Raw genomic sequence first — 23,143 nt, forward strand, 5'->3', positions numbered from 1 at the left:
AGAGTTTGCGGACCTTACAACATTCGCGCGAAAGCGAACGAAGCTAAAACATCAGAATTGCAGCACCACTTTGCCGAAGTTTGAGCCGGCCGCAAAAAAGCGCATCGCCTTTTCAACGTCTGCCCAAGGAAAGACGCGGCTGATTACCGGCTTCAGATCGACGGCCTCGATGGCACGGTTCATCGCTTCGAAGGATTCGCGAGAGCCGACGGGAATGCCACGCACATCGACCTGCTTGCGGAAAATGTCGAGAGGATTGATCATGCCCTCCGACCCGCCCAAGTAGCCGATCACATTGATTTGGCCGCGGCGGGCCGCTGCCTTCAGCGATTGCTCGAAGCTCTCGGGGCCTCCGACCTCGATGATGTGATCGACGCCGCGCCCGTCGGTCATCTCAACCACCAAGCTCGACCAGTCGGGGTTGCGCCGGTAGTTGATGCCGTTCGCTGCGCCGAGTGCTCTTGCCCGCTCCAGCTTCTCGTCGCTACTGGAGGTAACGATGACGCGAGCACCGGCTGCACGTGCGATCTGCAGGGCAAAAAGGGATACGCCGCCGGTTCCCTGGACGAGAACGGTCTCTCCGGCCCTGATGCGCCCTTCGCTTACCAGCGCGTGCCATGCGGTTACTGCCGCGCACGGCAGCGTCGCAGCCTCGATGTCGGTCAGGTTGCGAGGCGCGAAGACGGCCCCCTGTTCATCGAGCACGGCATATTCGGAAAGAAGGCCGTCAAGCGGGCCCCCGCGCTGGTAGGAGGGTTCGGCCATCCGGAAGGAACCGCCGATCCAGCGTTGCCAGAATGTTGCGCAAACCCTGTCGCCGACTTTGAACCGCGTGACATCCTCGCCAATTGCGACCACCTCGCCCACTCCGTCCGACAGAGGTACGAGGGGGAGCTTAATGGCGGTGTGGTAACGGCCCTCGACAATTTCGAGATCGCGATAGTTAAGCGCGGTTGCCTTGACCTGGATCAGGATTTCCTGGCGTCTCGGCTGCGGTATCGCACGCTCCTCAAAGGTCAGACCATCAAAACCTGTTTGTTTGAGGATGATTGCTTTCATCTAATTTCTCCTGGCTGACGTTCGGTAGCACTAGAGTGGGCTTGAACTCGATCACATTCAAATTCATAATGATCAATATCATTATGCGGTGGAATCATGTTTGACGAGATGCGCACATTCGTGCTGTTTGCCGAGGAAGGCTCGGTGCAGAAAGTGGCCCTACGCTTGCCGCTGACCCAGCCCGCGGTCAGCCGCCAGATCCAGCGGCTTGAACAAGCTCTTGGCGTGACTTTGCTCGACCGCCGGCAGAAGCCGCCTGTCCTGACCTCGGCGGGATTGGACGTACTCGCTCGCAGCCGTGACATCCTGGCTGCCTTCGAAAGAATGAAGGCAGTCGCGGCGGCGCCGGAGCCGGATGGCCTGTTCCGGCTTGGAGTAGCAAAGGGACTTGTCCATGATAGCCTCGCAGGCGAACTCGCAGCCGCGACGGCCCGGTTTCCGAAGGTTTCGATGCGCCTGAAATCGGCGTGGAGCCATGAGCTTGCCGAGGAGTTCCGGCTGGGCCATCTCGATGCCGCACTCCTGCTGTCAGACGGATCGCGTTATCAGAATGCCGAACATATCGGCGGTGAGAGGCTGGTCGTAATTGGCCAAGCCGGCGTCGCGGCTGATCCGGAAAAGAGGGTATGGGTGCTGTGCCCCGAACCGTGCGCGGCCCGCCATCGCCTTGCAGATCTGCTCGCTTGCGAGCGCAAGACCCTGGTGATCGCCGCTGAGGTCGAGGATGCCAGCATGCAGCTTGCGCTCGTGCGTAAAGGCTTCGGTCTCGGACTGATGCCGCGGCGGCTGTTTGAGGCCGCCGCTTCTACCGGTATCGAAGAGATCAGCCTCGGGGAAAAGGAGCTGCGTCTCGACGTCACGATGCTGCGCTCCCCGCATCTCACGTCAATGGTCAAGGTCGCCGACGCCGTCTCGGATATCGCGCGCGCATTTATCACCGGCACGTCCGCCGTGGTCGGCTGAATGGGTCAATCGAATAGGCAGGCGGACATCAGCCATGTCTGCCTTAGGCGCAATATGGGCCTGGCCAAGGGGACTATGCCAAGTTGAACCGGCGGGAGCTTGGGCCAGTTCGTCAAAGGTCGTAAGGCCATTCTGCGGCAACGAAGCGGTAGCTGTCACTCTCCTCAGCAACATGGCCGAAGCCTGGAAAAGGCAGATGCATTCCCGTCACCATGAGACCGTCATGGACCGCCTGATCGAAGGCGCGCTTGCGGGAGGAACCAGCCAGCGCGCTATCGACGTCGAATGCTGGCCCCCATTCGGGATGCGCAAACTGGAACGTCGCGTGGTGGACGACATCGGCCCAGATGAGCAGCGTGGCGCCCTCGGAACTGACGGTGAAACCTGTATGTCCTGGTGTGTGACCGGGAAGCGGCACTGATCTGAGCGCTCCCAAAAGCTCCGTCTCGCCCGAAAACGTCGTGCGCCGATTCGCATAGGCCTTGGCAACTGCACGAGCGCTGGCAAAGAAGGGTTTGAAAGCCGTCGGCGCCTGTGAGAGGGCCGCATCGTCATGCCAATATACAAGGTCGGCCTCCGATACAATCAGCTCCGCATTGGCAAAGACAGGCTTGCCATGCTCGTCAATGGCGCCGCCGACATGATCTGGATGCATGTGTGAAAGAACGATGGCATCGATCTGATCGGGCCGCACACCGGCGGCCGCCAGCGCGCGAGGGAGTTTGCCGAGCGTCGCCCCGAAAAGGTCGGCCGCGCCGGTGTCGATCAGAACGAGCCGGTCGCCGAGATTGATCAGAAAAGCGTTGACGGGACTGAGGCGCGGTGTCGGGGCTTGAAATTGTGCGCGCGCAAGACGGGCAGCCTCCTCATATGGCGCACTGAAGAGCGCTGCGGGCATTTCCATATAGCCATCGAGCAGGGCGGTGACTTCAATCTTCCCCACCTTGCGGCGGATCACACCGGGTATCTCGGTATGAGCTGGCGGGACGGCTGCCCCCGCGTTTCGGCTTACGGGAAGGGCCGCGGCGGCAGCAAGGCCCGCAGAGGCAGCAAAGAGATTTCGGCGGGAGATAGACATGTCAGCTCCTGGATGGTCGGATGGTCTCGCGATCATTGACGGAACCGATATATCGCGCTTGGCTGGCCTTATTAATTCTGCAAAATTGGATAGGATTTATCTCGATTACTTATAGATTGGAGACACCCTTGGATCGCCTGTCGATGTTGTCCTGCTTCGTTCGGGTCGCCGAAATCGGCAGTTTTTCGGCTGCTGCGCGTGATCTTCAGCGAACTCAGTCTGCGGTCAGCCAGCAGATCAGGGCACTGGAAAGCCAACTGAAGACTCGGTTATTCGACCGGACGACCAGGAAAGTCGCGTTGACCGAGGCAGGTGCCATCTATCTCCAGCATGTCAGAGGGGTACTGGAGCGCATTGACGAGGCCGATCAGATGGTCGGTGATTTGGACGCAGCAATTTCCGGGCGGCTTGCGATCAGCGCACCCGTTAGCTTCGGAACCCAGACTCTCGGCACCTATCTCTTCCAGTTCCGCGAGGCCTATCCGCAGATCGACCTCGATATCTCGCTTTCGGACCACTTTGCCGATCTTTCAGCGGAGGGGCTCGACCTCGCCATCCGTATGGGAGAAGTTACGGAAACCACGCTGATCGTGCGCAAGATCGGACTTTTGAAGCGGAGCCTTGCGGCAACGCCTCGCTACCTCGACAGTCACGGCCGGCCGGACCAACCCGCAGATCTTGAACATCACAATTACGTCGTGCGCTCCTATCTGCAAGGCGCAGAACGCATTCGCATGATGGGCTCGGCGCAAGAGGTCGTCGATGTGACAGTCAAACCAGTGCTTCGCTCAGATAATTCCCATCTAATCTGCGAAGCGATCGCCGCCGGCATGGGTATCGGTCTTGTTCATGACGTACTTTTGGAGCCGATGATCGCCGCCGGCATGCTGGAGCGCGTGCTTCCCGATTGGCGTCACGAGCCCCAGCCCATCCAGGTCGTCTACCCCTCCAATCGCTATATACCAAGGAAGGTGCGGCTCTTCGTGGAGGGATTGAGCCGCTTTTTGCGCACAGGCGGCGCGCTTGCAGAATAATGGTAGCGCGTGCACCCCAAGGGTCGCCGACGCGGCCTACGCCGCCAAGTCTGCGAGACTGCCAGTGCCGAGATTGACGACACTACCGGATCATCGCGCTGGCCAAGGCGTGAAAGCGGCAACGTTTCCACCCTCACCGACGTCGGACCACATGCATCGGTGGGTTCGCCAGGACCTCGTCGAACTGCGGCTATGACATGCCAGGTGCTTCGGCACGCGACCGACACGGCAAAATCATCGCAAGGAAAGAACGAACAATCATCGGCCACCAAGAGAAGGATTTGTCCGCAGTTCGCGTGGCGTGGAGCCAAGTTCGCGCCGCATCCAGCGCGCCATGTGCGATTGATGGGAAAAGCCGGTCGAGAGTGCGGCCTCGCTTGCACTCATTCCCGTCTCCACCAGGAGTAGCCGTGCCCGTTCGACGCGACGCTGCATTACGTAGCGATGAAGGGTGATGCCTGTTGCGAGCTTAAAGGACTGACGCAAATGAGAGCCGCTTGCGCCCGCTTCGCGCGCCAGGGTGGCGATCGTCAGCGTCCGGTCGATATGAGCTTCGATGAAATCGACCAGCCGGCGCAACCGCCTTTCCGACAGGCCGACTCGATTGACAGCCTGCATCCGGACCTGGTCCATCAGCTGCGCCGCAATCGCCAGACCAACGGCCTCCGCATAAAAGGCGCCTGCAGGTCCGCCTGCCTGCCTTTCCTGTTCGAGAGCTTGTGCGAGGTAGACGATGCGCTCGTTTCGCATGACATGACGCATATGAAGGCTCGCCCTCCTGCCGACATGACCGTTCTCATCGGCCGCCCTTTGCAGAACATTTGGCGGAAGTCGCACCTCCAGCGATCGACAGATGGCCTCGGCAACGAAACCGCCTGTTTCACCCGCGGGCACGAGATCGATATCTCCCGCGCGGCGCAAGTGACGCGCACCCGTTTCCATGCAGACCGACCAGGTCGCGCTGCTGGCATGGACCACAATCCGATGCTCGCCGATCGGCGGCAGCCTGATTGTGCCCGCTTCATCGCAGCGCGGAACGATGGATACCGCGCTCGACGAATTCTTCGGGAAGGCGTGCATGCGACCCCCAAACTTGTGGCAGAACATGCTCAAAGATCGTCCTTTCCTGCGCGACTTTCAACGCTGTTCCTTCATGATTTAGTCGTTTCGGACAAGAGCGAGGTATGGAATGTCTTTTTATGTTATCGTCGGAGCAGGCCCGGTTGGGCGCGCGACCGCGCGCCGACTGGCAGCAGAGGGCCATAAGGTTTCCCTTGTCAGCAGACGTGGAACAGCAGCCCAAAGCATTGGCGTCGAACCCGTCGCTCTCGACGCCGCTGATGCCGATGGTCTTGCGCGCGCGAGCACAGGGGCCGAGGCGATCTTCATGTGCGCCATGGCCGATTATACGAGATGGCCGACGGATTTTCCGCCGATCATGAACGGTGTGGTCGCTGCCGCGGAGAGCGTAAACGCCAGGCTTCTCCTGGCAGGCAATGTCTACGGTTATGGTGATGGCGCGCAATCCCCATTGACTGAATCGGCCACGCTTGCGCCGACGACCGTAAAGGGGCGCATTAGGACTGCAATGTGGGACCAAGCACTCGCAGCTTCTGTACCGGCACTCGAGATCCGCGCAAGCGATTATCTTGGCGCCGGTGCCGGGTCGCTATTCACCCTTATGGTTCTTCCCTCACTGCTGAACGGCCAGGCTGTCGCTGTTGTCGGTGATCTCGATGCTCCACATGCCTGGTCATTCACGGAAGACGTCGCGCGTACGCTTGTGGCAGCATCCCGCTACACCGGCCCCTGGAACCGGGCTTTCCATGTGCCGTCGCGACATGTGTCTCTTCGGGGACTTTCCACCCGCTTTCTCGGTCTTGCAGGCCGTGCTCCGGTCGAACTGCGTGTGCTCGGCGATGCCGAATTAATGGAGATGGCGGAGAGAGACGACCTGATACGGGAAGTCGCGGAAATGGCCTATCTGTCGCGTCGTCCGCTGCTCCTCGATGCCACGGAGACTGAAAAGCTGCTTGGAGTTGACGCCAGCGGCCTCGATACGATGATCACGGATACGCTACACTCGCAGGGAGTGTCGATCAGTCGAAGTGAAAGCTGACGCTATCACGGTCGGGGTTTAGGGGCCTTGAACGATTCACGGGGATTCGAAATCACGCCACGGGTTCGCAAACTGGCTCGGGCTCGGCAATTCTTGCCTACGAAATTCCAGACCCCGAACCGGTTAGCCTGCCGCAGACGACGGCTTCTACGGCGCAAGCTCGATGGAACGTCTGCCGAGCGAGATCGCGATAAGGGCGCGGGCCGAAAACTTCGCGGAGATTTAGGTGTTGCGGCGCAACGGGGCCAGGCCGGCACTTTCCGGATGATGCCGCAGACAAAGTCGGCAAACACCGTCATGGAGGCCCAGGCAAGCCGTGATCGCATTGAAATCTTGAACAACAACGCCGACGTAAAAGGTGCGGCGTCTGAAGCGTCGCTATCGAGGCGGCCTCATGATAGGACTGCTCGTCCACGAGACCAGAGCGACAAAGTCCCGGTGCGTCGGTACATCGCCTCGGCCCGGGAGCTGTGCAGATTGATCTCTTTCCCAGGTTACCAGACTTGCAGCGGCCCGACTTTCGCCGGGCCGCGCTATGGGCAACGAACGAAGGCGCGTGTCAACTGACCGTCACGATGCCAACGCGTAATGCCGGTTTTCTGAGACGCGGGACTTGCTTGTCCGGAACCGGTACAGCAATTCAGCAAGGCTTTCGGTTTCCTGGGTGAGGCTCTGGGCGGCGGCTGTGGTCTGTTCGACCATTGCAGCGTTTTGCTGGGTCACCTTGTCCATCTGATCACCGGCGGCAGAGACTTCACGCAAGCTTGTGGCCTGCTCGCGGGCGGCCACCGCGATCTCGGCGACTGTTGCGTTCATCGCGGTCACGTGCTCGACGATCTGCTCCAGCGAGACGCCGGATTCCCCAACCAGCTCGACGCCCGTCTTGACTTGCATCGAAGAGGTGGAAATCAACTCCTTGATTTCCCTTGCCGCATTAGCGGAGCGCTGAGCGAGTTCGCGCACTTCCTGCGCAACGACGGCAAAACCCTTGCCCGCCTCGCCGGCGCGTGCAGCTTCAACGCCGGCATTGAGCGCCAGGAGGTTGGTCTGGAAGGCAATCTCGTCGATGACGCTAATGATGTTACCGATCTTCGACGAGGAGTTCTGGATTTCCGTCATTGCGGCTATCGCGCGGGAGACGATCTCGCCGCCCTTTTCCGCGTTGGTGCGGGCCGTTGCCACGACAGCCTGGGCGCGGCTGGCCCCCTCCGCCGTTCCGTTGACGCCGCGAGTGACGTCACCGAGAGCCGCTACCGTCTCTTCCAGCGAAGCGGCCTGTTGCTCGGTACGGCGGGCAAGATCGTTGGAGGCGGTGGAGATTTCGGCAAGGCCGGAGCGGATGGTCGTAACCGCGCGAATGACCGAGTCGATAACCTCTTCCAGGCTTGCGACCGAGTTGTTGAAGTGATCGCGAATCCTGACATACCGATGATCGACTTCGCCGACGCGGACGGAAAGATCGCCTTTGGAGAGCGCATCAAGTCCGAGCGAAATCTGGTGGAAGGCATGCTCCATCACCTGCGCATCGGAAAGCCGCTCGGCTTCCTGGCGAAGCCTTTCTTCCTCCGCCGCCAGGCGCGCGCGTTCGGCATTGGCTTCGGCGATCAGCTTGGCACGGCCAGTCTCCTGGAAAACCTTTAGCGAACGCGCCATCGCCCCGAGCTCATGGCGATGCTCTACGCCCGTGATCGCGATCGCGTCGTCACCGCGGGCAAGCCGCTCCATCGACTGCGCCATGCCCCGCACGGCCGAAGAAATGAGCCTGCCGACGAAATAGGACAGAACCAGCCCAATGACGATCAGCAGAGCGCTGATGACGAGCGTTGCGCTGGTGGCGGATGCGACCGTCGCTTCGACCGAACCGTCGAGATCCTTCTGTGCGCCGGTCACGGTCGCCTGCAGATTCTTGAATTCACCCGCAATCTTCGGCGCCAGCACGTTGAGCTGCGTTTGCCGGATATTTCCGGATGCCTGCAACACTTCCTTAAGGTCACCGAGACGGGCGGTATAGTTCTGCATGAGCTGACCGGCCCCCATTAACCGCTTCTTCTGCAGTTCATTCTTTGCGGCCTTGGCAGCAGCCTCGTTCAGCGCCACCGCTTCTGCGAGCGCCGCCTGAGCTGTGTCATAGGCCGCAAAATCGTCCGAATGCACGAAGCGTTCGGAGAAATAGAGGCTGCGGTTCAAGGCCTCCAATGTCTCCGCCGTCATGTGCAGCAGAGCAACGTCGTTCTGGCGCCAGGCGCTGCGCATGACGTCGTTCAGTGCGATGCTTGTCCAGGGACCGAATTCGGTCACCTTAGAGATCAACAGGTCGCGCCTGGCCTGTAGGGAGACGATCTGTTCGAATGCCTTGCCGTAGGTGGCAATGTCTTGGCGGATCGTCGCAAGGCCGGCCTGCAGGTCCTTGTTGTCGGCAAAGCGTGGATCGTCCGCCTGAAAGGCTTTAACGCCGGCACGGAAGGTGTCGACGACCGCCGCAGTCGGCGTGGAGCGGAAAGCTTCCGCCGACATTTGAATCTCGTGCAGCTGATCACTGTAATCCGATATGGCGAGGCTTTGCCCAGCCGTGGCGCGATAGGAAGAGAAGATGGCGGCAAGCCCGTTCATGCCGGAGATCGCGCTCACGGTAAGAAGGCTCATCAGCAGAAACAGCGGTACGAAGCCCGAAGTAATCTGCGCGCGGATGCCGAATTTGTTCCAGAAATGTAACATGATAGCCTCTTTATTCACTGGGTCTTCGGCAGATACTTGGCGAGATTCTCAGGTGTGACGAGTTCGAAGGGAACGTTGTTTTCCCGCATCACCTTCTCTTTGTTGGCGAGTTTCACAGCGGCATCGACTGCGGCGGCACCCTGTCCGACGGCGCTCTGCAGAATAGTGACGTCGAGATCGCCGGCTGCCATCGCCGCGAGCGCGTCGTCGGTCGCATCGACGCCAGCGACGACGACGTCTTTCATCGGAATGCCGGCTTTCTTCATGGCGCGGATCGCGCCGAGTGCCATTTCGTCATTGTTGGCGATGACGGCGTCGAACTTAACGCCGGCCGCAAGCCATTCCTGCATCTGTTGATCGGCATAATCGCGCGACCAGTAAGCAGCCTGCCGTTCGACGATCTCGAGGCCCTTGCATTCCGGCGTGGCGATGACGTCCGATATGTCCTGGGTGCGGGCGCGAGCGGCAGCATGGAAAGGCTCGCCCATCAGCACGACGACACGGCCCTTGCCTTTCAGGAGCGTACAGACCTGCTTCGTCTCCAGCGTTCCCGATTCCTTTTCGTTCGATGCGACCACGACCTGATTTTCCGGCAGGTCGAGAAGGTTGGAGGGAACGTTGTTGATGTAGACGAGCGGGATGCCCGCATCTGCTGCCATCTTGGTCATCTGCGGCCCGAGGTCGCCATCGGAAACCGCCAGGATAATCGCATCAACCTTGTCAGCGATAAGTTTCTCAACCTGCTTCTTCTGTAGCTCGTTATCACCTTTCGCGTTCTCGGTGACGAGCTTGAGGCCTGAGATCGTCTGCCCGTGGGCGACGACCCCGTTCAGCAGCGCCGTCCTGAACTTGTCGAGATCGGACATCGAGATGCCGATAGTCTGAGCGCTGGCAGCAGAGACCGACATCGCTAAAGCGATGGATGCGAGCGTGGCAGTTTTCACAAAATTCCTCCGCGATTTGGGTAGATACTGACTGTTACAAATCTTGGTAAATTTTACATTTATCTTATGAATGGATGCCTCCAAGCGGATCGAGGACTTGCAGATCATGCTGCGCCACGCCGTCCGGATTGAAGAGAGTTCCTGGCATCAGCGGAAAACATCGGTCACGCGGTTCCGGATCTTCATCGCTGCCTCAATCAAGCATAAGAACATCCCGAGCGGACTAGCCGCGTGGAATGCAGATCGGGCGGTCGCACGATATCGGAAACTGTGCAAAGAAGCTCGCTTCCGGATTGATAAAGAGCCGATCGCTGGTCGTCAAAACACCGGGCAAACCGGTCGGTGCCATCATATTCAAGCGACCGCGGCCTTAAGTTGAAACGCGCGCCGGGGGGGAATTTGAGATACAACCTTTTACCGTGGCAGCCCCTCCTGATTGCAGGATGGATAAATATTAACATTTCATTAACCATCCATCCTTAGCTTCCGGAAGAGAGCCAACTTTTTCCGACGATTTTCGAGGAGGACGCCATGTCGCTCGTAACCGTGCCTGGTAGAATTCGCCTCTATGGCGGCCACGCTATCCTGATTATGACGGAAGGAAACATCCACCAGGCCGTCTGCATCACCGATGATGCGATGCCTGCCGGGCAAGGTGATGTCATGCAAGGTCTTCTTCAGTGTCTCCAGGTTTATGAGGGTATCGCCGATCGCAAATTCTCAGACGGCGAACTGGCATATGATGGACGGGTGTGGATCACCTCCTCAGACATCAAACCGCATTAACGAGCGATACCGATTTCGATTTGGCCGATCGCAATCCGAAAGGCTCTCGAAGCGACAAAGGGGCACACCACAGAGCTTCTTCCAAGACCTCACCAACAGAAAACTCGCCGGTCGACCCTCAGGACCGATACCGCTCGAATGCCGTCAATCTGCTCACGAGCGGCTCGGCCTCGTCCCAGCAATAGATCTCTGAGCGAAGATATTTGAGCTCATCCTCCAGCATTTCTTCCGTAACGTCGATCCACCAGGATTTCGGCTGGCCATCGCTTCCATCTGTCCAGCGGTAGCCGCGAGCCCTGAGGCGCTCCTTCATGTCGAACGGACTGTGCTCAGCAAAGACGCGCATGAGCGAACGCTGGCTTGCCGCATAGAGTTCGGCAAATGCCGGTAGTTGCGTTCCGTTCCAGTCCGCCGCCAGAACCTCAAGCAGGGCGAAGCAATCGTCAAGCGCGCGATGACCTTCATGGAACAAGCCATGCTGGGCCAACAGGTAGGCAAGTTTCGTCCCCTCGATTCCGCGCGTCGACCAATCGATCTCCGAAGCAGAACAGGCCCAGGCCTTTCGGGAAAAGGCAGGAGAGAAGGCTTCGCAGAAGGGGCGATCGAAGCTGGCTTTGTGGGCGATGACGAGATCGGCCGGATCGACCAGCATGCGAAGAGATGCTGTATCGATCAACTGACCGGCGACCATCTCGTCGGTAATGCCAGTCAGCCTCGTGATGTCGGCCGGGATTGGTTTCATCGGCTGCTGCAGTCCGGCATAAACCCCGGTGACATCACCGATCCTCCCGGACGGATCAAAAGTAAAGGCAATTGCACCGATCTCGATGATTTCGTCGATGCGATAATCGAGACCTGTAGTCTCGACGTCGACGACTACGCCGCGCATGACAAACTCAGGTCGCAGTTTAAGCGCGATTGGCCGATGCTCGATCCTCGTTAAAATGCGATACCGCCCCGTCGCCTGCAGGTGCCGGATCATCGCTTCTTCGTTTGCAGCGCTGGGCCGGTCGCCCTTTGGCTTGAGGGACGCCGACGCCTCGTTCGGCTTGTTTTCATCCGACGCAAAAAAATCGAACTGATCGCCCATTCTGTCTCTCGGATGCGCTTGCGATTACACTCATATAGACTATTGCCCGATAAAATCAGCGAGCCGATGCTAGGCGTCCCGTCATCCGCGCTGGAGCCCGTTATGACCAGGCTGCGTCGTGGAAAAGCCCCGCCGAATGGGCGGGGCATGCTTGATCGAAATCTTGGGAGGCAGTATGCAGCATCTACTAGCCAACTGAACTTGTGCTGAGCTGGCGTTAAGAGAACTCAGCCGACATCCTGCGCGCGTGCGAGTTGTGACATAATCGACACTTTGTGAACGGCCAGAGGATCGTGAGGATTGCGCGGGAATGGCGGTCGCACCGCCACTCCAACCTGCTCGGCGACTCGAGAATGCTTGGTCGATCAACTCGACGACCTTGCTAAGCTTGGGACTTTTTGCGGACACCTGAGACCTCGAAGTCTTGGATCAGCAACAGCACATTACGAGAGCGCAGCGAATTCTTTTTCGTGGTGAGGCAATCGGCTGGTGCCACCCCCGGCCCTTCAGTTCCTTGCCGAGGTGCGGGATGGAACCGACCATAGGTCGTTGCCAAACAAGTTATCTTTAAATTCCAGAGCATCAATCTGTGGATGTGAACCGAGCCCCGAGTGAACAGGGTCAGTCCTCACCGTTCGTTCTTGCCGTGGCCTGCTCGGGAACAAAAAAGTTGCAAGCGCATTCCCTTGCACCATGGCCGGCGCAGAACTGACTGGTCCGGCATGGCCGGGAGGCAGGCATGAGCGACTATCAGATGGATGGAAGGAGCCGGGTCGTTGAACCTTCAAAGCCGCGAATATTGGAGATCCTGGGGCCCGGATTAGTCACGGGAGCCTCGGACGACGATCCGAGCGGAATCGCGACCTATTCGCAAGCTGGCGCACAGTTCGGCTACCTCGCAAGCTGGACATTGCTATTCACCTATCCGCTGATGGTCGCGGTGCAAATGATAAGCGCTCGCATCGGCAGAACAACGGGTCGAGGTTTGGCGGGCAGCATGACGAAGTGCTACCCGCGCTGGCTTGTTGCGACTATCACCGTTCCGCTGCTGATTGCCAACGTCATCAACCTGGGTGCCGATCTCGGCGCGATGGGCGATGCAGCCAAACTGCTACTGAACGGCAATTCGCTCATCTACGTGGCGGCGTTCGGCATGATCTGCATCCTTCTGCAGATCCTCCTCAAATACAAGCGCTACGTGGCGGTCTTGAAGTGGCTCAGCCTTGCCTTGCTGTCCTACGTTGCCACGGTGTTCGTCGTGCATGTGGATTGGCCTAACCTCATCCGAGGTCTGCTATTACCCACATTCAAGGCAGATCCGAACTATTGGTCAATGATCGTCGCTATCTTCGGAACGACGATCAGCCCCTACCTCTTCTTCTGGCAGGCTTCACAGGAGGCCGAGGACTTGAAGGAAAAGCCCCGCGAGGAAGCTTTGGTCAAACAGCCGCAGGAAGCAGAAAAAGCCAATACCCGGATCACTCTGGACACAGTGATTGGCATGGCGGCATCGAACATCGTCGCACTCGCTATCATCACGACGACCGCAGCCACACTCAACACGGCCGGTATTACCAACATAGAGAGCTCCGTCGACGCGGCTAAAGCGATAGAGCCGCTCGCTGGACATTTTGCCCAAATCATCTTCGCAACCGGTATTATTGGAACCGGTCTTCTGGCTGTGCCTGTTCTTGCAGGCTCCGCAGCCTATGCTGTTGGCGAAGCGGCACGCTGGAAGGTCGGTCTATCCCGCGAGCCCAGCGAGGCGAAAGCCTTCTATCTAACGGTCGCGCTGGCGACTGTGGTCGGTATGCTTTTGAATTTCACCCCCATCCCACCGATGAAGGCTTTGTTCTGGAGCGCGGTCATCAACGGCGTGGCCGCCGTTCCTGTCATGATAATCCTGATACTCATTGCATCCAACCGCGAGGTCATGAAGCAATTCGTCATCGGCAGGGCCCTAAAGACCGTCGGTTGGGCGTCCTGCTTCGCGATGGTGGCAGCAGTTATCGGAATGGCGCTGACTGCCCTTTCCTAGCATCGTGCGAAAGAACATGGTCCAGTATGGCTGCTCGTCACGAGACGACGCTCTTTTCGTGACGGATCTCTATCGGTGTTCTTGCGCGCTCGTTCTTTTTTCCGGGAGGACAAGAAATGAGACCTTTTTTACTCTTGCCACTGATTGCGATTGCCTGTTCGGCATGTTCGACACAATCTCCCGCCCCATCCCAAGCGGCCCCCACCCAAAGCCGTCACGCAGCGCATCGGCCGAATATGGAGAGCTGCAAGTCCAAGCCGGATTTCGAAGGAATGTTGCGCACACTGTGCTACTAGATGCGGCGAGACGCGACCGCATAATTCGCTTGAACTGAGTTGCAGTTTAAACGTTGCCGCAGAGAAGGTTCCGTCGCCATCCCAGCGTGTCCGCCTTGCCTCATCTGGCCATCGCTTCCATCCGATTGATGCCGATTCTGGCGACGGCCACCTCCAGCAAGCGCCGCATCGGCGAGCACCCTGCAAGGCAAGCGTTGTCTCGAACTCCTCGACAAAGGCGCCCGCAGATGTGCGAGAAACCCTCGCGGCTGGAAGAGAAATCACCAGAATCCTTAAGGACGTTTGCGACATGGGAAGAGGAGGTATCGTAACGTTTGGCCAGGGCGTTGGTCAACAGAGGGAGGGCTGGGCGCATCGAGCCGCCTGCAGTCATCAGCGTCACCAGGAGCAGATAACCATAATCCCTCGCGGCAAAGCTGAGAATTCTTGGAAGGGCGGGTGACTCTGCCCTGTACACTCACGAAGCGGGCGCTGTGACAGATGAGGTTTCCGAGCAGATCAGAGTCACCGCGATCACCAATATTCAAGGATCGAGATAACTCTTTTCGAGTTGTTATTTCGGCGGCGCGAATCTGAACAGCGTAAAGGAATCATCCGTCCATCCCTGATGAAACCAGGGCGAATCCTGAATATGCGATGCCGTGATGTACATCGTGCCGTCTGGTCCTTGAGCGAAGGTATCAGGCCAGCGCAGTCGACTGTCCTGAAGCAACGGGGTGACCTTCCCGTCCGACCCCAGGATCTTCAAGCCGTTGGTTTTCAATAGTGCTTGGAAAGATGCGGTTCCGGTCGTCTATCCACAACCCGTCGGTCGGCTCCGTGTCAGTATACTTCTGCGGTTTCGCCGCAGATGGATCTTGGGATTCTTTCTGTCGGTCGGAATGCGATACATCGTTTTTCCGGTCAAGGCTTTCCAGTAGAGGGTCTTACCATCCTTCGAAAGCACAATGCCGTCGGCGTTAAACTGCGAGCTCCTTTCCTCGCCGCCGCGCATGGGCGGACTGACGACCCCACCCTTCCGGCAGGCACAGAGATATTGGTATCACTGGTTCATGGCTACTAAGTGCGGCGCCGAGGCGATCGAGAGGGATCAACACGGATTCGCACGGATTCAACGGGAAAACCTGGAGCCATGGAGACTGGTTCGCCGAGGAGACGTTCGACGCGGTGTCGCAATCCTTCGATAATCCGGACTGGGTTGCCATTACTCTTCACAGCTACAGAGTTCGGTGGGGAGATGCCGAGCTCGATCCGCAAAGCATCTGGCTCGAAGACCGCATCAAAGACGCAATTCCTTTCTCTCCCTACGCTGTACTCTCAGGGCATGGAGGACGGCGTCAATCCGCCGGAGCTGTCTGCAGACCTGCACAAGAAGTTTCCCGGCCCCTTCGATGGGATCGTCCTTCAGAACGTCAGGCACTTCCCTCACCGGGAAGATCCGGAGACGGTGGCACGGGAACTGGCGATCTTCCTCAAAGCTTAAAGCCGTTAATCCTGCGTAGCAGTGGCCGATCGGGCGACTTGCACGCTCGATCGGGCTGCGGACGACCCCAGCTTGCGAGCTCGTTCCTCTATGGCGCATCTAGGGTCCATAATCAGCCAAAGGTCGAGGCATCCTTCGGATGCCCAGCTTAGCACCGCGGTGTACGGCACGAAGGTCGATCGCAACGGTGTGCATAACACATTTTCGGACGCAGCCCGACGCGGAAATCTGACTGGTTTGGCGAAGATGCGGCGCGGTCTAGATGTGACATTGGCACCCTGGGGGTAGCTTCCGAAATTCGACGCGAGCATTTGACCTCTCAAACCGGCGATGGCATCTTCCCTGTGTGCCATCTCTATGGCCGCAATCACGCCTCACGCCACGAGGGAGAATGTTGAATGCCGAGCCCGCAGCGTTCCGCTCTAAGTTCACTCGTGTTGATAGCGGCGGTCGTGGGCTTCAGCGCCGCAGCGTTCGCCTACACCGCGGGGTGGCTCTCGCCCAATCGCCTGACGTCGACGAAAGTTGTCAGCGCCCTGGCGCCTCCGGGAGGAGCCGCTCTTGGGCATCGGCGAAACCACGCCAAGGGCGTCTGCTTTACCGGCACGTTCGAAGCCAACGGAAACGGCACCGCGATTTCCAAGGCGTCCATCTTCGTCTCCGGTCATTACCCTGTACTCGGCCGCTTAAATCTTGCGACACCAGACCCTAACGCCGCCGATCCGACTGTTCGGGTTCGGGGCATCGGCGTACAGATTTCGGCAGCAGACGGCGACGTCTGGCGGATGGCCATGATCGATCCTCCCGTGTTTGCGGTTTCAACCCCGCAAGGCTTCTACGATCTACTCAAGGCGTCCGCGAGCAAGGACCCGGAAGCGATGAAAGGCTTCGTTGGCGGCCATCCTGAATTCGCCGCGTTCGCCGAATGGGCTGCAAAGGCCCCCTGGACGGCCAGCTACGCCGAGGTGACGTTCAACAGTCTCGATGCTTTCATCTTCACCAATGTTTCGGGCGCCGAGCAAGCCGTGCGCTGGTCGTGGCGACCGGAGGCGCAAGCCGCGCCTATTTCGGCCGAGGAATTCGCCAAGCTCGGTGCAAATCACCTCGAAGAAGACATCACCGAACGGGTTGCGCGTTCGCCTCAGCGTTGGACGCTCGTGTTGACCGTGGCCGATCCCTCCGATCCGACGTCGGATCCTACCAAGGCCTGGCCGCCCACCAGACCAACCGTCGAGGCCGGAACTTTGATTGTGCAGAAAATCGAGCGCGAGTCGGACGGCCCATGCCGCGACATTAACTTTGACCCGACCGTCTTACCCGATGGCATCAAGGTTTCTGACGACCCTTTCCCAGCAGCCCGTTCGGCGGCATACGCCAGATCCTATGATTTGCGAACGTCGGAAGCCGCCAACTATCCTCGAACTGGAGCGAGCGCGAAGCCATGATCAATGGTAACATCAAGACCCGTTTCACGACCGTCCAGCGCGTGCTGCATTGGCTGATGGCGATCGGCATACTCACGATGCTCTTCATTGGCGTCGGAATGGTTTCCACCATTGGACGGGAATATGTGCCTCTCCTGGTGACGCATAAGACGCTGGGGATCGTCATCCTCGTCCTTTCGTTGATCCGCCTGGTAGTCCGCTTCTCATCCGGCGCTCCGCCGTTGCCGGCAGATCTTCCTGAACCGATGAAACTTGCCGCGCATCTGTCCCACATCGGCTTGTACGCGCTAATGATCGGGATGCCATTAATCGGATGGGCGATGCTGTCTTCTGCCGCATATCCGATCGTGCTGTTCGGGGGAGTGAATCTCCCTCCGATACTGCCACAAAGCGATACTATGCACGCACTCCTTTGGAGCGCGCACTACTATCTCGGCTTTGGGTTCTTCGCGCTCGTGTTGATGCATCTCGCTGCAGCACTTTTCCACGGGCTCGTCCGTCGCGACGGCGTGCTTGAGACGATGTTGCCGGGCAAATAAGGATTTGCTTGTGTGATTGTGAGTATTGGTCTTTTGCCAAAGAGCTAGCTCTCGGCGCTGACGGTACCGCTCGATGAGCGACCGAAGTAAACGCGCCATGGTGCGAGTGCCTACTGTCACCTGGACGGAATGATGGCTATTGGCTGGGCGGCACTTTCAAACCTAAAGCGCCTTATCCGCACGCCGGGCATGCACTGGACGTACTCCCAAATCCGGTTGGCGACAGGTCCCATTACTTGCCCGCCATATCCAGCGACAACCTCTTGAGGCTCCACAGCAAGTTTGGGGGACAACCATTCATAGGCCACGACTTGCTTATGAGTGGATTCGAGATTCTAAAATGGCTTGTCAGCGCAGCAGGTGTTCCCGGCGCCGTCGCGGCCGTGATCCTTGCCTTGGCGGAATGCTATAGAGCCTGGTCAATGACGCGGCGTGTCCGTATCCGCCTCGGCAATTCTGAAATTGAGGCTCCCAGCCTTGCGGAAGCCTTGTCTGTTCTCAGCGAATGCGAGCGCCTCGCCGAAGCGCGCCGCCAGGCACGGCCTATTATTGACCGGGGCTCCCAAACCGAACGTACGGGAGAGGACAGTTGACGTTCCCCTCCTCTAGACCGCCATGCCGAGGCTCCCGCGCCTACCCCTTCTCTGCCCTTCCCCAGCCACCCAAAAAGGGGCTGAGACGTCGCCTGTGATGGGGCCGTCGCGACGCCGCCGACAAAGGCATCCCGCCGGAAAATACGGATCTGCTAGAGATTGGAGGCCCTATGGCCATCCACGCCGCATCGACCCGAAGTTTCTCCAATGATGCATAGATGACCGAAGGTCTTCGTTGCTGATCGCGACGGCCGCACCGGGCCACATTCTTCGCGCTCGGCGGCCCAACCATATTATGCCTCATGTACGGCGAACGTTGCTGCTGGTGAGCTGATCATGGCACATCTGGCCTCGCCATCTGATGAGCGGCAGGCCCCACCAGCGTCAGCGCGACAAGGACTCCAGCTGCCAATATCTGAATTGTGGCCGCGGGGTCCCCGCCGCGCCGAATGGATCAGAGCATCAAGGCTTTCGAGGACGATGCAGCAACGATCGGAAGGGCGTGGCCTCTTTACAACACTGCCGATCTTCTTGAGGAGGCCCGCACTGAAGAGCGTCGACCCGCTCGGGAACGTCGACGTCCGACGGAGGTTCGATGTGTCCAAGCGACGAACCTGGAGACGGAAAGTGGATATACGCAATATCTTGCTCGGACGGCGCCTTGCTAATCGCGAACATGATGACAAGAAGCTCGGCTGGATCGAGGCGGTCCCTGCGATGGGCCTGGATTGTCTCGGATCGTCATCCTATGGACCGGAAGCTGCCCTGACTGTTCTCATTCCTCTCGGCGCTACGGGTCTCGTCTATCTCGGTCCCCTGATGGGTTTCATCATTGCCCTTCTGGCTATCTTGTACTTCTCCTACCGTCAGACGCTGGCGGCTTATCCGACGAGCGGCGGAGCCTATGCTGTTGCGAAGGAAAATCTCGGCCAATACCCTAGCCTTCTTGCTGCCGCGGCGCTGATGATCGATTATGTTCTCAACGTCGCCGTTGGGGTATCGGCTGGCGTTGGAGCGCTTGTCTCGGCAATCCCCTTGCTTCATCCCTACATCCTGCCGCTCTGCCTGGGCATCGTCGCGATTGTGATGATCGCCAACCTGAGAGGCACGGGCGAGGCAGGATGGCTTTTCGCCCTGCCAAGTTATTTGTTCATCGCGTGTTTTCTCGGCGTCGTCGGCTATGGTTTGACCAGGATCATTCTCGAGGGCAATCCCGCACCGGTCGTGGCGCCACCACGGCTCGGGCCGCCAGCCGCCGCAGCGGGAATCTGGCTTCTGATGCACGCCTTTGCAAGCGGCTGCACCGCGATGACAGGGGTCGAAGCTGTCTCGAACGGAGTCGGCTCGTTCAAGGAACCGGTTCTCAAGAATGCCTACGTCACACTGACTATCATCGTCGTTGTCCTCGGTCTTCTGCTGGGCGGGATCGCGACGGTTGCGACATGGATCGACATCGGAGCAATGGACCAGACCAAGGACGGCTACCAAAGCGTCCTGTCGCAGCTCGTCGGCGCAGTGGCAGGGTATAATGCCTTCTACTACGTCGCCATGTCGAGCCTGCTCTGTATTTTGTGTTTGTCAGCCAATACCAGCTTTGTCGGTTTCCCCCGGATCTGCCGCATGGTGGCGGCCGACGGTTACCTCCCGAAGTCATTCGCGCAGCCGGGCCGCAGACTGGTATTCACGGCGGGGATCCTGTTCCTGTCAGCCGTTGCCGCTCTTTTGTTGGTCGCGTTTGGCGGCATCACTGAAAGGCTGATCCCGCTGTTTGCGATCGGAGCGTTCCTGACGTTCACCGTGTCACAGGTCGGAATGGTTGTGCATTGGCGTCGCCAAGCCGAAAGTCACCGCCCCAAATTAGCAATGAACGCAATCGGAGCAGCCTCCACCGGAGCGGCGCTTATTGTCATCCTGTTCGCGAAATTCACCGAGGGCGCCTGGATTACCCTGATCGCAATTCCGGTGACCATGGTCCTGCTCAAGACGATTAAGAAATACTACGTCTCACTGGAAAACGAGTTGCGCAAGCCCGGCCCGATCGTGATCGAGGACGTCGAACCGCCGACGGTGATCGTCGTTACGGAAGCATGGAACCGGCTCAGCGAGCGGGCCATCAAGTTCGCTTTGACGCTCTCTCCCGACGTCGTTGCCGTTCACCTGATCCGCCTTGGTGGGCCCGAAATGGAGGAGCGAGACCAGGCTTTGCGCGAAACATGGCGAGAGGAAGTCGAGGAGCCCGTTGCTGCGCGAGGGCTCAAGGCGCCACGATTGATGCTGATTCCCGCTCCCTATCGTGAACTTCATGAACCGCTCTTGAAACTCATAGAGAAGCTCGATGCAGACGCGCCCGAGCGAAAGGTCGCTATCCTCATCCCGGAGACGGTAAAGGACAAGTGGTGGCAAGGGGCACTGCACATGAACCGAGCAGGCAAACTACGCTCCCAGCTCCTGAAGTTTGGAGATGCACGGCTTACCGTGGCGACGGTGCCCTGGCGTCTATCACGAGAGAAAACAGGATGACCGGATCATTGCGGCGAACCGTCAATCTCGGGAAGGGTCTCATCATTGTCCTCGGCCTCGAATAGCTGATCGTTGCACCTACTTCCTCGGCGCTTTAAACGGGGACCATGCGTGGAACCTCTCATCATCCTATCGACGCTGCTGCGCGTATCATCGTGCTGACGGCGTGGTTGCCGATGGTGCTGCCGCTCTCGCGTCCGATCTTTTGCATCGCTTTTTCAGCTCTGGTCTCCTGGACACCTCTCTGCCCACTCGCCAGGAATCCGCTGGAGAACCGGCATCTCACGGAGCGATTCTCGAAACTCGTCATGATCATCGCACTGATGGGCCGGGCGGAAGCTTGATCAGGCTACCTGCTGGCGCCGGTGGATCGTAACATAGCGGTTGCTCGGTACACCATGCCGTTGACGATCATAGTCATCGCTGCAACTGGATCGACTATACTCGGGCTGTCCCCCGGCATCGGACCTTTGCTCGGCGGGAGCTTGGCTCCGATCGATCCTGTGCTTGCGAGTGATGTTCAGGTCGGTCCACCCGTTCCGGCGAAGAAGACAGATCGCATGTGTACCCCGGCCAGGATCGCAATCCGGCCCTTGTGCTCTCGGGAGCGGTTTTGATGGAGTGTGATTGAGGTCTCTTATGACACGGCTAGCTGGCTGGCTGCAGCCCTGTCGTCTGCTGCAGAGTCTGCATCGAGTATCGAATTAAGTCTTTGCGATGGCAGCGGTGCGAGCAGTTGTTGCCAGTCACGCGCCGGTCACGGTTTCACAATAGGAACTATCGCCATGACCTCCCCACAAGTGAGGTGATGTCATGAGAAGAATTATCGGACTACTGACGGCTGCTTTTGGGATCCTCTCTACTTGCGCTTTCGCGCGGGCCCCAGCTGAACCCTCGTCGCCTCCCCCCGCCCCGGAATCAGCAAAGGAAAATCCCCCGCCACCTGATATTTCGCACAAGAACGATGAGCGTGCCGACAGGGACTGGCGTTCGCAACCGAGAGAGCGAGGCGCCCGGTTTCACATTGAGAGCGGCCAAACCAGGATCGACCTGAGGTGTGCCGATGGCGATTCGACAAAGGATTGCGCCGACACTGTTTTGCAGGTGCTGGAGCGCCTGCAGGCGCCCGTTCCGGGAGCGACGATCGACGGAGCGATTACGAACGTGATCGATGGGAGCGCGATTAAGGTCAGAAGCTGTCAGTCGGTGAACGGCGTCTTCAGCCTCGGTTCACCCCGACACGCACTTAATCTTCCACCATCAGGAGAAATCAAGATGCGAAACTCCCTATCACGGTGGCTCTTCTCTCGGCCGGAATTATATCAGGGACGGCGAATGCGGCTCCTATGGGCAGGGTTTCAGTGGCGAAAACGAATGTCCTAACGGTCGATTATGCATGCGGCCGGTATCACTTGAGCCCGCGGGGCTTCTGCCGATCCCGGCCCGATGATGTGGACTGGAGATCCTCACTTCAAGAGCGACACCGCCGACCGGGATGACCGGGGCGCGATCTTGCGTTCGATCAAAGGCTCCCTCTGAGAGCTAGCTCAGTGTCTTGTGGCTCCTCGCGCTGTCCTGGGCCTTTCCGGGGGCGGGGTTTTGCTCGGACCGCTCTTGACGCTTTCAGTTTTCGTCTTTGCCCTCGAGGTCGGCGCCGCAGCCGTTGTTGCCGACTTCTTGCCCCGAGGCTTCTTGGCAGTCTGGTCATCCGCCTGCGCGCTCGCCGCAATCTCCTGGAATGCCTGAAGCCAGTGCTTCATGTCCTCTCCGTGCGGCCGGCCTTCCCGTTCCCATATCTCGTACGCCCTTTGTCTAATGCGCTCCTCATTCGACGCCATATCTGCCTCCATCCAAACCGTGACCTGCACACTCAAATGGGGCAGGAAATTCGAACGGCAATAGTTGTTCACAGCGGCTCCCGCGCTCGAACTCCGCTGTCACACATGTGCCGCTTGCATCCTGTATCGGAATGCCTCCGCTGGCCGGTCCCCGCGGAAGTTGGCTTTGCTAAACCATGTCTCGCTGACCACGTTTAAATGAGACGCTGGTTTGCTTTTGCTGCGCTGCAGTGCCAACCAGCGCTTATCGGTCCGTGAGAACACGCCGTGCTATCGGTTCATACAACCCGTGATAATTAATTGATGCGGCCACCCTATCTCACGTTTCCCAGCTTCGGCGGACAGTGGGTGGATTAGTCTGCCAGGAATGGCCGAAATCAAGCATCAAGGCATGAGCGTCGTTACCGCTCGTCTCCTGTAGGCTCCGAGTGGAGTCCGGTTCGAGCTGACGACATAGACGTCCGCGATGGCCCCGGCCATGAGCCGCCGCTTAAATCGCAAGCCTTTCGTCGATCGTGGCTTCGTGTAAAGCAAATGCCGGTCACGGTGCAGGCGACCTTCCTGGTGGAAAAAGCCTGAAATCGCCCGTCCAGCGCGTCTACT

At 58.8% G+C, this 23,143-nt stretch carries 18 protein-coding genes and 1 pseudogene; 11 read left to right on the forward strand and 8 right to left on the reverse strand.

Annotation, left to right across the window (positions count from 1 at the left end; all coding sequences use genetic code 11):
- Positions 1–51 precede the first annotated feature (51 nt).
- Positions 52–1,059: a zinc-dependent alcohol dehydrogenase family protein gene (locus tag FHX15_RS25150; protein WP_184401095.1), complete on the reverse strand. Its 1,008-nt coding sequence runs from the start codon at positions 1,057–1,059 to the stop codon at positions 52–54.
- A 96-nt stretch (positions 1,060–1,155) separates the two neighbouring features.
- On the opposite strand from FHX15_RS25150, the gene FHX15_RS25155 reads away from it, so the two are divergent.
- The gene (locus FHX15_RS25155; protein ID WP_184401096.1) at positions 1,156–2,022 is read left to right on the forward strand and encodes a LysR family transcriptional regulator; all 867 of its coding nucleotides are present in this window, start codon (positions 1,156–1,158) and stop codon (positions 2,020–2,022) included.
- Between the two features lie 112 nt (positions 2,023–2,134).
- Here FHX15_RS25155 and FHX15_RS25160 read toward each other — a convergent pair whose 3' ends face one another.
- Positions 2,135–3,100 carry an MBL fold metallo-hydrolase gene (locus FHX15_RS25160; RefSeq protein WP_184401097.1) on the reverse strand — a complete coding sequence of 322 codons (966 nt, stop codon included), beginning with the start codon at positions 3,098–3,100 and terminating at the stop codon, positions 2,135–2,137.
- A 128-nt stretch (positions 3,101–3,228) separates the two neighbouring features.
- Between FHX15_RS25160 and FHX15_RS25165 the strand changes: the two genes are divergently transcribed.
- The gene (locus FHX15_RS25165; RefSeq protein WP_184401098.1) at positions 3,229–4,134 is read left to right on the forward strand and encodes a LysR family transcriptional regulator; all 906 of its coding nucleotides are present in this window, start codon (positions 3,229–3,231) and stop codon (positions 4,132–4,134) included.
- 258 nt (positions 4,135–4,392) lie between these two features.
- On the opposite strand, the gene FHX15_RS25170 is transcribed toward FHX15_RS25165, so the two are convergent.
- Complete coding sequence (locus FHX15_RS25170; protein WP_184401099.1) at positions 4,393–5,214, reverse strand: helix-turn-helix domain-containing protein; 822 nt, start codon at positions 5,212–5,214, stop codon at positions 4,393–4,395.
- A 109-nt stretch (positions 5,215–5,323) separates the two neighbouring features.
- Between FHX15_RS25170 and FHX15_RS25175 the strand changes: the two genes are divergently transcribed.
- Complete coding sequence (locus FHX15_RS25175; RefSeq protein WP_184401100.1) at positions 5,324–6,253, forward strand: NAD-dependent epimerase/dehydratase family protein; 930 nt, start codon at positions 5,324–5,326, stop codon at positions 6,251–6,253.
- Between the two features lie 570 nt (positions 6,254–6,823).
- Here FHX15_RS25175 and FHX15_RS25180 read toward each other — a convergent pair.
- Positions 6,824–8,968, reverse strand: a complete 2,145-nt coding sequence (locus FHX15_RS25180) for a methyl-accepting chemotaxis protein (RefSeq protein ID WP_184401101.1) — start codon at positions 8,966–8,968, stop codon at positions 6,824–6,826.
- A 14-nt stretch (positions 8,969–8,982) separates the two neighbouring features.
- Positions 8,983–9,912, reverse strand: coding sequence for a substrate-binding domain-containing protein (locus FHX15_RS25185; protein ID WP_184401102.1), 930 nt, complete (start codon positions 9,910–9,912; stop codon positions 8,983–8,985).
- Between the two features lie 97 nt (positions 9,913–10,009).
- On the opposite strand from FHX15_RS25185, the gene FHX15_RS25190 reads away from it, so the two are divergent.
- Together FHX15_RS25190 and FHX15_RS25195 are read left to right on the forward strand one after the other, a co-directional pair.
- Positions 10,010–10,291, forward strand: coding sequence for a hypothetical protein (locus FHX15_RS25190; protein ID WP_184401103.1), 282 nt, complete (start codon positions 10,010–10,012; stop codon positions 10,289–10,291).
- A 152-nt stretch (positions 10,292–10,443) separates the two neighbouring features.
- Positions 10,444–10,698, forward strand: coding sequence for a hypothetical protein (locus FHX15_RS25195; RefSeq protein WP_184401104.1), 255 nt, complete (start codon positions 10,444–10,446; stop codon positions 10,696–10,698).
- 118 nt (positions 10,699–10,816) lie between these two features.
- On the opposite strand, the gene FHX15_RS25200 is transcribed toward FHX15_RS25195, so the two are convergent.
- On the reverse strand, positions 10,817–11,788 hold the full coding sequence (locus FHX15_RS25200) for a 3'-5' exonuclease (protein ID WP_184401105.1): 972 nt from the start codon (positions 11,786–11,788) through the stop codon (positions 10,817–10,819).
- Between the two features lie 739 nt (positions 11,789–12,527).
- On the opposite strand from FHX15_RS25200, the gene FHX15_RS25205 reads away from it, so the two are divergent.
- Positions 12,528–13,826: an NRAMP family divalent metal transporter gene (locus FHX15_RS25205; protein WP_184401106.1), complete on the forward strand. Its 1,299-nt coding sequence runs from the start codon at positions 12,528–12,530 to the stop codon at positions 13,824–13,826.
- An 849-nt stretch (positions 13,827–14,675) separates the two neighbouring features.
- Here FHX15_RS25205 and FHX15_RS31825 read toward each other — a convergent pair.
- Positions 14,676–15,089: pseudogene (locus FHX15_RS31825) on the reverse strand (gluconolactonase); the annotation flags it as partial.
- Between the two features lie 270 nt (positions 15,090–15,359).
- On the opposite strand from FHX15_RS31825, the gene FHX15_RS31110 reads away from it, so the two are divergent.
- The 5 genes from FHX15_RS31110 to FHX15_RS25230 all read left to right on the forward strand — a co-directional run bounded on the left by FHX15_RS31110 (position 15,360) and on the right by FHX15_RS25230 (position 21,046).
- On the forward strand, positions 15,360–15,605 hold the full coding sequence (locus FHX15_RS31110; protein ID WP_246779075.1) for an alpha/beta fold hydrolase: 246 nt from the start codon (positions 15,360–15,362) through the stop codon (positions 15,603–15,605).
- A 398-nt stretch (positions 15,606–16,003) separates the two neighbouring features.
- Positions 16,004–17,050: a catalase family peroxidase gene (locus FHX15_RS25215; protein WP_184401107.1), complete on the forward strand. Its 1,047-nt coding sequence runs from the start codon at positions 16,004–16,006 to the stop codon at positions 17,048–17,050.
- On the forward strand, positions 17,047–17,589 hold the full coding sequence (locus tag FHX15_RS25220) for a cytochrome b (protein WP_184401108.1): 543 nt from the start codon (positions 17,047–17,049) through the stop codon (positions 17,587–17,589). The genes FHX15_RS25215 and FHX15_RS25220 overlap by 4 nt, the downstream gene beginning before the upstream one ends.
- 1,220 nt (positions 17,590–18,809) lie before the next feature.
- Positions 18,810–20,702, forward strand: a complete 1,893-nt coding sequence (locus tag FHX15_RS25225) for an APC family permease (RefSeq protein ID WP_312861902.1) — start codon at positions 18,810–18,812, stop codon at positions 20,700–20,702.
- A gap of 107 nt (positions 20,703–20,809) precedes the next feature.
- A complete protein-coding gene (locus FHX15_RS25230; RefSeq protein ID WP_184401109.1) occupies positions 20,810–21,046 on the forward strand; it encodes a hypothetical protein in 237 nt (78 codons plus the stop codon).
- A 1,203-nt stretch (positions 21,047–22,249) separates the two neighbouring features.
- Here FHX15_RS25230 and FHX15_RS25235 read toward each other — a convergent pair.
- Entirely contained in the window at positions 22,250–22,552 is a 303-nt protein-coding gene (locus tag FHX15_RS25235) for a DUF2934 domain-containing protein (RefSeq protein ID WP_409527034.1), read from the reverse strand.
- Positions 22,553–23,143 lie beyond the last annotated feature (591 nt).

It is taken from the genome of Rhizobium sp. BK650, from assembly GCF_014195325.1.
Classification (GTDB): Bacteria; Pseudomonadota; Alphaproteobacteria; order Rhizobiales; family Rhizobiaceae; genus Rhizobium.

Bases quoted from the DNA above. Each gene is read 5' to 3' on its own strand.
- FHX15_RS25150 (WP_184401095.1), bottom strand. From the start codon at position 1,059: ATGAAAGCAATCATCCTCAAACAAACAGGTTTTGATGGTCTGACCTTT.
- FHX15_RS25155 (WP_184401096.1), top strand. From the start codon at position 1,156: ATGTTTGACGAGATGCGCACATTCGTGCTGTTTGCCGAGGAAGGCTCG.
- FHX15_RS25160 (WP_184401097.1), bottom strand. From the start codon at position 3,100: ATGTCTATCTCCCGCCGAAATCTCTTTGCTGCCTCTGCGGGCCTTGCT.
- FHX15_RS25170 (WP_184401099.1), bottom strand. From the start codon at position 5,214: ATGCACGCCTTCCCGAAGAATTCGTCGAGCGCGGTATCCATCGTTCCG.
- FHX15_RS25175 (WP_184401100.1), top strand. From the start codon at position 5,324: ATGTCTTTTTATGTTATCGTCGGAGCAGGCCCGGTTGGGCGCGCGACC.
- FHX15_RS25180 (WP_184401101.1), bottom strand. From the start codon at position 8,968: ATGTTACATTTCTGGAACAAATTCGGCATCCGCGCGCAGATTACTTCG.
- FHX15_RS25195 (WP_184401104.1), top strand. From the start codon at position 10,444: ATGTCGCTCGTAACCGTGCCTGGTAGAATTCGCCTCTATGGCGGCCAC.
- FHX15_RS25200 (WP_184401105.1), bottom strand. From the start codon at position 11,788: ATGGGCGATCAGTTCGATTTTTTTGCGTCGGATGAAAACAAGCCGAAC.
- FHX15_RS25205 (WP_184401106.1), top strand. From the start codon at position 12,528: ATGAGCGACTATCAGATGGATGGAAGGAGCCGGGTCGTTGAACCTTCA.
- FHX15_RS31110 (WP_246779075.1), top strand. From the start codon at position 15,360: ATGCCGAGCTCGATCCGCAAAGCATCTGGCTCGAAGACCGCATCAAAG.
- FHX15_RS25215 (WP_184401107.1), top strand. From the start codon at position 16,004: ATGCCGAGCCCGCAGCGTTCCGCTCTAAGTTCACTCGTGTTGATAGCG.
- FHX15_RS25220 (WP_184401108.1), top strand. From the start codon at position 17,047: ATGATCAATGGTAACATCAAGACCCGTTTCACGACCGTCCAGCGCGTG.
- FHX15_RS25230 (WP_184401109.1), top strand. From the start codon at position 20,810: ATGCGTGGAACCTCTCATCATCCTATCGACGCTGCTGCGCGTATCATC.
- FHX15_RS25235 (WP_409527034.1), bottom strand. From the start codon at position 22,552: ATGGAGGCAGATATGGCGTCGAATGAGGAGCGCATTAGACAAAGGGCG.